The following is a 10,287-nucleotide window of genomic DNA, read 5'->3' as shown; positions in this document are numbered from 1 at the left end:
CTTCCCACCCGCCCGTCCAGGACGGATTGCCAACCAGATAGGGATCGATGAGGATGGTGGCGTCCTTGGTCTCGACGCGGAATGCCGAATGTCCGTACCAGGTCAGTTTCATGAATGCTTCCTCGATTTTTCCGTTGCCGGAAGATAGAACGCTGGCGGCAAATTGAAAGTAGCGCGGCGCTTCCCACCGTCAAAAGGATGTGACGCCCGGATGTCAGGACAAGCCGTTGGGCATTATTTCAATCGAGGACCTGCCGGAGCGGCTCGCCGGCGGCAGGACGCTCGCCGGGCTCGATCTCGGCGATAAGACGATCGGCGTGGCGGTTTCCGATCGCGGGCTGTCCTTCGCCCATCCGCGCCCGGTCATCCTGCGCAAGAAGTTTTCGCTCGATGCCGCCCAACTGCTTGCTCAACTCGAGAAGGACGGCGTCGGCGCCATCGTGCTCGGCCTTCCCATCAACATGGACGGCTCGGAAGGGCCTCGTGCGCAAAAATCGCGCGCCTTCGTCCGCAACATGGCACCGCTTTGCGACCTGCCCTTCGTTCTGTGGGACGAGCGGTTGTCGACGGTCGCGGCCGAGCGGACACTGATCGAGATGGATTTCTCGCGCAAGAAGCGCGCCGGCAAGATCGATTCGGCGGCCGCCGCCTTTATTCTGCAGGGAGCGTTGGACCGGCTTCAGTCGCTCGGCCGAGCCGATCGGAGCTGATATCGCCCTGCCGGCGCTGCCTGATCCATTCGGCGATGTTGTGCCGGCGGCGGAAGGCCCAAAGCCCCATGAGCAGGAAAAAGTCGAAAACGCAGGTCCGCGCCACCATGCCCGGGATGATAGCCGGATCGACGCCGAGCATCTGGCCATAGAGCTGGAAAGCGAAATCGTGCACCTGTCGGCTCAGCATCGCGTAGCCGAAATTCATGTCATTGGCCGATAGGAAGAACCATCCCCAGAAGATGGCCATCGGAGCAGCCCAGAGTGTGAATATCGTGCGCATCAGCGCCTGCCTCCAGGCTTGTTTTCCGGGCGGCCGGATATACGGGAAAGAAGCGAACTGTGCGCGGCCCCCATCGCCATGCGCGAGGCGGCGCGAATATCGCCCTCGGGCAGATTCATTGCGGCGAAGGTGGAGCGGCGTTCGGCCAGCACGGCGATGTAGGAGGCAAGCAGCGCCGTCATCTGGATGGCGACGATCATGAACAGGCCATCGATCCCCTGCGCCACGCCGCCGATGAGGATCACCGAAAGCAGGAAGGATGCCGAGATGAAGGCGATCCGCGCCACGCTCTCGCCCGCGTCCGGCCTTGCCGTTGCGTTCAACAGCGTTTCGACAAAGGCCCAGCAGAACAACACGGCGACGGTCAAAAGCGCGATCGAAAGCGGTGCGACCACGGCAACATTATCAAGCTCGGGAAACCGGCTGCCCTGGAGTGAGAGGCCAAGCACACCAAGCGCCGCCGCTATGCCGCGGCTGCGGTCCATGCAGATATAGGCAAGCAGGGCGAAAACCACCGCCCAATGCAAGGCCAGAACTGAGCTCAACACGTGCCGCATACGCTTCCCGCTGGCGGAGCTCGAGGAGGTCATGGTTAACCGTTCCCTACTCCAAAGCGGAGATTGGGCTTTGCAACGGCTCGCCGCAACGGAAACCATTTGTTAAGGTTAACAGCTATCCACAGATCGGCAATGTGCCGTTAGAGCATGATGCGGAAAGGTGTGAAGCGGTTTCTCGGCATCATGTTCTATCTCTTTGATCTAGAGCCGGATCAGGTCACCGGAGGATAGAGCGTGTCGACGATCATGCGCGCGTCGTGGCGCGAATCGAGCATGCCGTAGGTGGTGCGCCACTGGCCGCCGAGCCGCGTTTCGACGAAGGCGTCGGCGATCCGCCCTGCTCCCAGCCTGCGAAGCTCCGCCGCGGCGGCCGAAAGCGCGAGCTGTTCCGTGAGCAGGCGCGCCGAGCCCTGGTCGGTCGCCGCCACCTGCATGGCCGCCTTCAGCACGCCGATGGTGCCGCGCCCGCCGGCGCCGAGGTCGCGGTCGATGCCGGCCAGCACTTCATCGAACAAGCCGGGCGCACGGCCAAGCACGCGCAGCACGTCGAGCGCCATGACATTGCCCGAGCCCTCCCAGATCGCGTTGACCGGCGCCTCCCGGTAGTAGCGGGCAAGCGGCGCTTCCTCGACGTAACCGTTGCCGCCGAGGCATTCCATCGCCTCGTAAAGCAGCTGCGGCGCGATCTTGCAGACCCAGTATTTGACGACAGGCGTCATGGCGCGGGCAAAGGCTGCCTCGCCGCGATCGCTCGCCGCCTCGTCGAAAGAACGCGCCAGCCGGAACGACAGCGCCGTGGCCGCGGCGACGTCGAGCGCCATGTCGGCCAGAACCCGCTGCATCAGCGGCTGGTCGATCAGGTTCGAGCCGAACACCTGGCGATGGCGCGTGTGGTGAACGGCCTCGGCGAGGCCCGCCCGCATCAGCGCCGACGAAGCGACCGCGCAGTCGAGCCGGGTCAGCGTCACCATGTCCATGATCGTCTTCACGCCCGCGCCCGGGTCGCCGACCATCTCACCGATCGCGTTGACGAACTCCACCTCCGACGAGGCGTTCGAGCGGTTGCCGAGCTTGTCCTTCAGCCGCTGGAAGCGGAAACCGTTGCCGGAACCGTCGCCCAGGATGCGCGGGACGAGAAAACAGGACAGTCCCTCCGGAGCCTGTCCCAGCACCAGGAAGGCGTCCGACATCGGTGCCGACATGAACCATTTGTGTCCGGTCAACCGGTAGAAACCGCTTCCGGTGCGCTCCGCCCTGGTGGTGTTGGCGCGCACGTCGGTGCCACCCTGCTTCTCGGTCATGCCCATGCCGAGCGTCAGTCCGGTCTTCTGCACCGGCGGCTTCTGCGTCTGGTCGTATTTGCGCGTCGTCACGCGCGGCGCCCATTCGCGGAACAGCTTCGGACTCGCCATCAAGGCCGCCAGCGAGGCGCTGGTCATGGTGATCGGGCAAAGATGTCCGGTCTCGAGCTCGGCGGTCAGGTAGAAGCGCGCCGCCCTCACCTGGTGGCGGCGGCCGATCTCGGCATCGCCGTTTTCCCACACGGAAGAATGCAGGCCGCCGGCGACGGAGCGGCGCATCAAGGCGTGATAGGCCGGATGATATTCGACCAGGTCGAGACGGCGGCCCTGGCGGTCGTGCGTCCGCAATTTCGGCGTGTCGGTGTTGGCGAGGCGAGCGAGCTCCTGGGCCTCCTGCGTCATCACGAAACGGCCAAGCCCGTCGAGATCCTTGCGCACGGGGTCGGAAAAACGCTCGGCGAGCTGGATGAGCAACGGATCGCCCCGCCATGCGTTGCCGCCCGTCAGCGGCGGCGGCTGGTTGATCACGTCGTCGGTCACGCCCAATCCTTCAATTGGCAGAAGGGTCCTTGCATCTTGAAGGCCGCGGTCGCGAATCCGAAGCCATCGCCGCCTTATAGCCCAAGCCACGCAGCGAAAATACCGGGGAGAACGCCCGCAATCCAAAGCTGGCGCTTGCGGCAGGCTGGACCGCACCCTATAGCAGCGCCTTGAGATGACCGACGCTTCGTCCCTGCCGCTCTTTCCCCACCGCCATCTTCTGGGCATCCGCGATCTTTCCCCCGCCGATATCGAGCTGTTGCTTGATCGGGCAGACCAGGCCGTGGCGATCTCGCGGCAATCGGAAAAGAAGACCTCGACACTGCGCGGCCGCACCCAGATCAACCTGTTCTACGAGGCATCGACCCGCACGCAGTCGTCCTTCGAGCTTGCCGGCAAGCGCCTTGGCGCCGATGTCATGAACATGTCGGTGGCGAGCTCCTCGGTGAAGAAGGGCGAGACGCTGATCGATACGGCCATGACACTCAATGCCATGCGCCCTGACATCCTGATCATCCGCCACCAGTCGGCCGGGGCCGCGGCACTGCTGGCGCAGAAGGTCGGCTGCTCGGTGGTCAATGCCGGCGACGGCGCGCATGAGCACCCGACGCAGGCGCTGCTCGATGCGCTGACCATCCGCCGCGCCAAGGGACCGTTGTCGAAGCTGATCGTGGCGATCTGCGGCGATATCCTGCATTCGCGCGTCGCCCGCTCCAACATCATGCTTCTGAACGCGCTGGGCGCGCAGGTGCGCGTCGTCGCGCCCTCGACATTGCTGCCGTCCGGCATCGACAGGATGGGCGTGATCGTCGCGCGCTCGATGGCCGAGGGCCTGAAGGACGCCGACGTGGTGATGATGCTGCGCCTGCAGCGCGAGCGCATGGAAGGCGCCTTCGTGCCCTCGATCCGCGAATATTTCCGCTATTTCGGCCTCGATGCCGAAAAGCTGAAAGCCGCCAAGGACGATGCGCTGGTCATGCATCCCGGCCCGATGAACCGCGGCGTCGAGATCGCCTCCGAGATCGCCGACGGACCGCAAAGCGTCATCCAGGAACAGGTGGAGATGGGGGTCGCCGTGCGCATGGCGGTCATGGAGGCGCTGCTCGATCCACGCCGCAACCATGAGGGGCGCGGCGCATGAGCGTGACCGTCTTCAGCAAGGCGCACATCGTCGACCCGTCGCGCGGCGTGGACGAGATCGGCAGCGTCGTCGTCGACGGCCGCAAGATCGTCGCGGCCGGAAAAGCGGCGTTGAACCAGGGCGTGCCGGAAGGCGCCACCGTCGTTGACTGCGCCGGCAAGACGATCATTCCAGGCCTTGTCGACGCGCGTGTCTTCATCGGCGAACCCGGCGGCGAGCATCGCGAGACCATCGCCTCGGCAAGTGTCGCGGCGGCGGCCGGCGGCGTCACCTCCATCGTCATGATGCCCGACACCGACCCGGTGATCGACAATGTGGCACTGGTCGAATTCGTACTGCGCACGGCGCGCGACACCGCAAGCGTCAACATTTTCCCGGCGGCCGCGATCACCAAGGGCCTCGAAGGCCGCGAGATGACCGAATTCGGCCTGCTGCGTGAGGCCGGCGCCGTCGCCTACACCGACGGCCGCCACACGATCGCCAACGCCCTGGTGATGCGTCGGGCGCTGACCTATGCGCGCGATTTCGGCGGTGTGATCGCGCATGAAACGCAAGACGCCGACCTCGCTTCGTCCGGCGTGATGAACGAAGGGCTCTACGCAAGCTGGCTCGGCCTGTCCGGCATCCCGCGCGAGGCGGAGCTCATTCCGCTCGAGCGCGACCTGGCGCTGGCCCGGCTGACCGGCGGCGCCTATCACGCAGCCAAGATCTCGTCGGCCATGGCGGCCGGCGCGGTGAACAGGGCCAAGACCGACGGTGCCAATGTCACCGCAGGTGTGGCCATCCACAACCTGTCGCTCAACGAGAACGACGTCGGCGAATACCGCACCTTCTTCCGGCTGACCCCGCCCTTGCGCGCCGAGGACGACCGGCTGGCGATGATCGAGGCGATCAAGGACGGCACGATCGACATCATCGTCTCCTCCCACGACCCGCAGGACGTCGACACCAAGCGCCTGCCCTTTGCCGATGCCGCCGCCGGCGCCATCGGGCTGGAGACGCTGCTGGGAGCGGCGCTTCGGCTCTACCACAATGGCGACGTGCCGCTGCTGCGGCTGGTCGAGACGCTGTCCACCGCGCCGGCAAGACTGTTCGGCCTGCCGGGCGGCACGCTGAAGCCCGGCGCGCCGGCCGATCTCACGGTCGTCGATCTCGACGAGCCGTGGATCGTCAGCGAAAGCGGCTTGCACTCACGCTCGAAGAACACGTGTTTCGAAGGCGCGCGCCTGCAGGGCAAGGTCCTGCAGACGGTGGTCGCGGGCCGCACGGTGTTTTCTGCCTAGAGCATGATCCCGAGACGTGGGAACCGGGTTTGCGCAGAAGATCATGCTCCAACAAAGAGTTGGATCAGGATGGCGATTCAACGAAACGTCATCCTGATCCAGACCACCTATCACCTTGAGCTCTTCCGAGCCTGCACGGCACAGGCTTGCTTGGCGAACCCTACCGACTCTACCATTATGACCAACTGATGCTTGAGCAAGGCGAGCTCTTGCAAATTAAGGTTGTATCGCGCACATTGTCTCAATCATAGAGAGCAAGATGCGCGACAGGAATGTAGGGGAAACAATGGGTTACGTGATCGCGCTCATTTTCGGCTATCTGCTCGGCTCGATCCCGTTCGGGCTCTTGATCACTCGTGCGGCCGGGCTCGGCGACGTTCGCCAGATCGGCTCCGGCAATATCGGCGCGACCAATGTGCTGAGGACAGGCAACAAAGGCCTTGCCGCCGCCACGCTGCTGCTCGATGCGCTGAAAGGCACGACCGCCGCTTTGATCGCCGGGCATTTTTCGCCGGACTACGGGCTTCTGGCCGGTTTCGCAGCCTTCCTCGGCCATCTCTTCCCGGTCTGGCTCGGCTTCAAGGGCGGCAAGGGCGTCGCAACCTATCTCGGCGTGCTGCTCGGCCTTGCCTGGCAGGGCATGCTTGTCTTCGCCGTCGTCTGGCTCGCGATGGCCTTCCTGTTCCGTTATTCCTCGCTGGCGGCGCTGGCTGCCGCGGTGATCGTGCCGATCGCGCTTTATTTCATAAGCACGCCACAGATCGCCGGCCTGTTCGCCGTGATGAGTCTGATCGTCATCGTCAAGCATCATGCCAACATCTCGCGGCTGCTGGCCGGCACCGAAGGCAAGATCGGGGCGAAGGGATGAGCGCGCCGGCCGCCGGCCCGCGCCTCAGCGACCGGCAGCGGCTTGCCTGGCTTCGGCTGATCCGCACGCCCAATGTCGGCCCTGCCTCGTTTCGCGAGCTGATCAACCGCTTCGGCTCGGCCGAAGCGGCGCTTGAAATGCTGCCCGAGCTGATGATCTCCGGCGGCGCCAATCGCATCGCCCGCATCCCTTCCGTCGCCGAGGCCGAAGCCGAGCTGGACGCTGCCCGGCGCGCCGGCGCCCGCTTTGTCGGCATTGGCGAAGCCGACTATCCGCCCCTGCTGAAGACGCTGGACAACCCGCCGCCGCTGCTGGCGGTGAAAGGCGAAGGCGCAGTCTTCCGTTTGCCCGCGGTGGCGATCGTCGGCGCCCGCAACGCTTCGCTTGCCGGCATCAAGATGGCGCGGATGCTGGCAACAGATCTCGGCCTCGACGGCTATGCCATCGTCTCGGGCCTGGCGCGCGGCATCGATACGGCCGCGCACAAAGGCAGCGTTTCGACCGGAACGATCGGTGTGCTCGCTGGTGGGCTCGATGTGCCCTACCCGCCCGAAAATGCCGGCCTGTGCGATGAGATCGCCGATCGCGGCGGCGCCATCGTGTCGGAGATGCCGTTCGGCTGGCAGCCGCGCGCCCAGGATTTCCCGCGTCGCAACCGCCTGGTTGCCGGCATGGCGCTTGGACTGGTGGTGGTCGAGGCTGCGCAGCGCTCCGGCTCGCTGATCAGCGCCCGCCTCGCCAACGAGATGGGCCGGCTGGTCTTCGCCGTGCCGGGCTCGCCGCTCGACCCGCGCGCCGCCGGCTGCAACGCGCTGCTCAAGGACGGTGTCACGCTCGTCACTGAGGCCGCCGACGTGCTCGGCGCGCTGGCGCCGCTCGCCGGCACCCGGGCTCCAAGAACCGCCCCGATTGCCGAGGCCCCCGACATATCCGCCATGCCACCGCCCGGCGAAAACGACCGCGCCGATGTGCTGGAAGCGCTCGGGCCGACGCCGACAGGCATAGACGAGATCATCCGCCACACGGGATTAAGCGCCGCGCAGATCGCGATGGTGCTGCTTGAACTCGACCTGGCGGGACGGCTCGAGCGTCACGCTGGCGGGAATGTCTCGCTGATCGCGTGATCTGGCACCTGCGGCCACAACGCTGACTTCCCTATCGGAAGAGATATTTGGACACTTCCGGATTGCCGCGGCGCCACATCACATTGTCGAGGAAATAGTGGTGCACATTGATGAAGATCAGCACGATGAAGAAAAACAATGAGGAACCGAGAACCTGGCTGTCGTAAGGGATCAGGGCGGTCAGCAGGAAGGGGATCAGCCAGAAGCCGAGATAGCCAAGCGCCGCGCCCCCGATGATGAAGCCCAGCACCCGCAGCCTGTAGCGGGGCCCAAGCACGGATAGCATTTTCGGCTCCGGATCGCGCGTGGCATCCGCGACGTCTCGCTCGACATTGGTCTGATAGCGCCACACCACGGCCAGGTATTGGAGCGAGTGGAGCGCCGGCACCACGAGCAGCCAGAGCGGGTTTATCCTGGCGATCAGGATCCAGAGATAGAGCGAGGCGACATAGGCCACGATGCCGTTGTAAGGCAGTCCGCCGCCATTTTTTCGCCAGCGGTTGACCAGCATCAAAAGCGTGGCGGCCGTCGATCCGACGGCCGCCAGCACGGCAATGTCGGTGATCCAGGACGGAACCGCGAAGGTGTAATATTGAAGGCCGTAATACTGCCCCCGCGTCACGGCCGTATTCGTCTGCAGCCAGGCCAGGATCCACACCACGTAGCTGTTGACGAGCAGCACCTTCTTGTCCCGATCGTCGAAGAATTTGCGTTTCAGGACGGCATCGACCATCAGCATGCCGTAGCCTTGCTTGACGTAGTGCCAGCCGACGAAGAAGAACATCGCGTTGGCCGCGAAGCCGAGCAGCCGCGTGTTCGACGTCGCCGCGCCATAGGCAAAGAACAATGCCATGATCGCCGGAACGACGACGCCGGCGAAAATGTAGCGAAGCTGCAGGCTTCTGTCGTAGCCGTCGCCACGCGCCTTGCGGCCGAAGTTGCGGTAGAAAATCTGGTAGGAATGGGCGAAGTGCGGGTAGTTCACCAGATAGGCCACGACCACCATCGTCGCGGCTAACGGGCCTTCGTATTCACGCGGCACGAAGAACAGCACGGGCAGGATCAGAAACGCGCTGCCGCCAAGCATGAGGAAGTCGGCGACCGGACCGAAAAGATATTTTCCAGGCTTGGGCGCGGCCTTGGGAACCTGAGCGTCTACCGAAAGGTCAAGTGTCATCCTGGAGCCTCCCTCGCAGGCCCGAGTTTAACCACGACCCTGTCCAGGGACAAGGCAACGCGGCAGGATCTCCCCTGGCTGGGGAAAGTCACCCCGTCAGGCTGAGGCGGTCGAAGCGATCTTCATCAGCCGCTTTCTTGCCTCCGCCACGCGCTTCTTCTCCGACCTTATGCGGTCGCACAGCGCGAGATTGATCCCGACGCCGCATTCTTCATCCAGCATTTCCTTTGCATGATTGAGCGAAATCTCCGCGCGCTTGACACGCAGCCTGGCTCTGTCCAGTTCCAGATTTAATACGTCCACTATTCGCGTCCCGAATTGCAGTCCCTTCACCAGGGGAAACAGCCGCGCATAAGTTTTTGTTCCGATCGCCCGGAACGCAGACGAGATGTCCCGCTTCGGTCGCACGGGATATGGCAGCCCACGGGTCGGTGCTGGCATCTTTTGATTTTTGAAATTCTGGTGAGCGCGATGGGATTCGAACCCATGACCTACTGATTAAAAGTCAGTTGCTCTACCGGCTGAGCTACGCGCTCCCGCGGGCTCGAAACGCCGCCCTCGAAATTGCGCGGAACATAGGGAGAGTGCCGCGGCCGGTCAACCGGAAAAAGATGGCTGCCAGCCGGAGTTATCAACGGGTCTGGCGAATTTTGACGGCCGGCAATTGTGCATCCGTCGCGTCGACCCCGATAGCGGTTTCCAACCGCCCGGATATCTCAGAAGTTGGCGAAATAACAACGGCTTGGGAATCAAACGGGAACCATCGCGATCATTTTCCGTTTTTCCGGCACAGGGACGTCAAACCAACCCTCTCAAGGAGAAGATCCATGAAAAAGATCGTGTCGGGCTTGCTTGCCGCCACCTTGTCGGTTTCGTTTGCCGCCGCCGCGGCGGTCCCCGCCAATGCCGCGCAGGTGTTCGTCCCGCAGGCTTCGCCGGCTTCGTCCGATGTCCAGACGGTCGCCGAGCGCGATTTCCGCTGGAGGCATAACCATTGGCGCGGCGGTCAGCGTTTTTCGCGCAATGACGGCATGTATTGGAATGGCCATCGCGGCTATCGCGAATACCGCCACGGCTATCGCCGTCATGGCGACTACTGGTTCCCGCTTGCCGCTTTCGCGACGGGCGCATTGATCACCGGCGCGATCGTCAACAGCGAGAATAACCGCGTCTATCGCGGCAACTCGCATGTTGAGTGGTGCTACGACCGCTACCGCTCGTATCGTGCCTCGGACAACACCTTCCAGCCTTACAACGGCCCGCGTCAGCAGTGCATCTCGCCCTACTGACGGCCTCCAGTCAG

The 10,287-nt window shown here is 64.0% G+C and carries 12 protein-coding genes and 1 tRNA gene; 6 read left to right on the top strand and 7 right to left on the bottom strand.

The annotated features are described in order from the left end of the window. Nucleotides 1-112, bottom strand: a 112-nt coding sequence (locus AC0YKC_RS18680; protein WP_488512104.1) for an MBL fold metallo-hydrolase, incomplete at its 3' end; no start/stop codon positions are given. A 115-nt stretch (nucleotides 113-227) separates the two neighbouring features. Between AC0YKC_RS18680 and ruvX the strand changes: the two genes are divergently transcribed. Beyond that, complete coding sequence (ruvX, locus tag AC0YKC_RS18675; RefSeq protein ID WP_320295730.1) at nucleotides 228-710, top strand: Holliday junction resolvase RuvX; 483 nt, start codon at nucleotides 228-230, stop codon at nucleotides 708-710. Here ruvX and AC0YKC_RS18670 read toward each other — a convergent pair. From AC0YKC_RS18670 to AC0YKC_RS18660, 3 genes are all read right to left on the bottom strand, one after another. Continuing rightward, entirely contained in the window at nucleotides 652-993 is a 342-nt protein-coding gene (locus AC0YKC_RS18670; RefSeq protein WP_488512096.1) for a DUF6105 family protein, read from the bottom strand. The genes ruvX and AC0YKC_RS18670 overlap by 59 nt on opposite strands. Further along, complete coding sequence (locus AC0YKC_RS18665) at nucleotides 993-1,550, bottom strand: hypothetical protein (protein WP_488512103.1); 558 nt, start codon at nucleotides 1,548-1,550, stop codon at nucleotides 993-995. Before AC0YKC_RS18665 ends, AC0YKC_RS18670 begins: the two co-directional genes overlap by 1 nt. A 212-nt stretch (nucleotides 1,551-1,762) precedes the next feature. Then, nucleotides 1,763-3,391 carry a DNA alkylation response protein gene (locus AC0YKC_RS18660; protein ID WP_320295732.1) on the bottom strand — a complete coding sequence of 543 codons (1,629 nt, stop codon included), beginning with the start codon at nucleotides 3,389-3,391 and terminating at the stop codon, nucleotides 1,763-1,765. A 175-nt stretch (nucleotides 3,392-3,566) separates the two neighbouring features. Here AC0YKC_RS18660 and AC0YKC_RS18655 point away from each other — a divergent pair, with 175 nt between their 5' ends. The 4 genes from AC0YKC_RS18655 to dprA all read left to right on the top strand — a co-directional run bounded on the left by AC0YKC_RS18655 (nucleotide 3,567) and on the right by dprA (nucleotide 7,807). Further along, nucleotides 3,567-4,532: an aspartate carbamoyltransferase catalytic subunit gene (locus AC0YKC_RS18655; protein ID WP_126082627.1), complete on the top strand. Its 966-nt coding sequence runs from the start codon at nucleotides 3,567-3,569 to the stop codon at nucleotides 4,530-4,532. Then, complete coding sequence (locus AC0YKC_RS18650) at nucleotides 4,529-5,815, top strand: dihydroorotase (protein WP_488512095.1); 1,287 nt, start codon at nucleotides 4,529-4,531, stop codon at nucleotides 5,813-5,815. Before AC0YKC_RS18655 ends, AC0YKC_RS18650 begins: the two co-directional genes overlap by 4 nt. A gap of 286 nt (nucleotides 5,816-6,101) precedes the next feature. Beyond that, on the top strand, nucleotides 6,102-6,683 hold the full coding sequence (plsY, locus tag AC0YKC_RS18645; protein ID WP_434722710.1) for a glycerol-3-phosphate 1-O-acyltransferase PlsY: 582 nt from the start codon (nucleotides 6,102-6,104) through the stop codon (nucleotides 6,681-6,683). Continuing rightward, nucleotides 6,680-7,807 carry a DNA-processing protein DprA gene (dprA, locus tag AC0YKC_RS18640; protein WP_488512094.1) on the top strand — a complete coding sequence of 376 codons (1,128 nt, stop codon included), beginning with the start codon at nucleotides 6,680-6,682 and terminating at the stop codon, nucleotides 7,805-7,807. Before plsY ends, dprA begins: the two co-directional genes overlap by 4 nt. Nucleotides 7,808-7,838: 31 nt before the next feature. On the opposite strand, the gene AC0YKC_RS18635 is transcribed toward dprA, so the two are convergent. The 3 genes from AC0YKC_RS18635 to AC0YKC_RS18625 all read right to left on the bottom strand — a co-directional run bounded on the left by AC0YKC_RS18635 (nucleotide 7,839) and on the right by AC0YKC_RS18625 (nucleotide 9,520). Continuing rightward, the gene (locus AC0YKC_RS18635) at nucleotides 7,839-8,984 is read right to left on the bottom strand and encodes a hypothetical protein (RefSeq protein ID WP_488512093.1); all 1,146 of its coding nucleotides are present in this window, start codon (nucleotides 8,982-8,984) and stop codon (nucleotides 7,839-7,841) included. 96 nt (nucleotides 8,985-9,080) lie between these two features. Next, nucleotides 9,081-9,425 carry a hypothetical protein gene (locus AC0YKC_RS18630; RefSeq protein ID WP_488512092.1) on the bottom strand — a complete coding sequence of 115 codons (345 nt, stop codon included), beginning with the start codon at nucleotides 9,423-9,425 and terminating at the stop codon, nucleotides 9,081-9,083. Nucleotides 9,426-9,444: 19 nt separating this feature from the next. Further along, nucleotides 9,445-9,520 (bottom strand) — tRNA-Lys (locus AC0YKC_RS18625). A gap of 291 nt (nucleotides 9,521-9,811) precedes the next feature. Here AC0YKC_RS18625 and AC0YKC_RS18620 point away from each other — a divergent pair. Beyond that, nucleotides 9,812-10,273: a BA14K family protein gene (locus tag AC0YKC_RS18620; RefSeq protein WP_320295738.1), complete on the top strand. Its 462-nt coding sequence runs from the start codon at nucleotides 9,812-9,814 to the stop codon at nucleotides 10,271-10,273. Nucleotides 10,274-10,287 lie beyond the last annotated feature (14 nt).

This window comes from Mesorhizobium sp. CNPSo 4661 (genome assembly GCF_057784215.1).
Note: the sequence above shows the minus strand (reverse complement) of the source record. Positions and strands in the feature narration are given on the sequence as shown.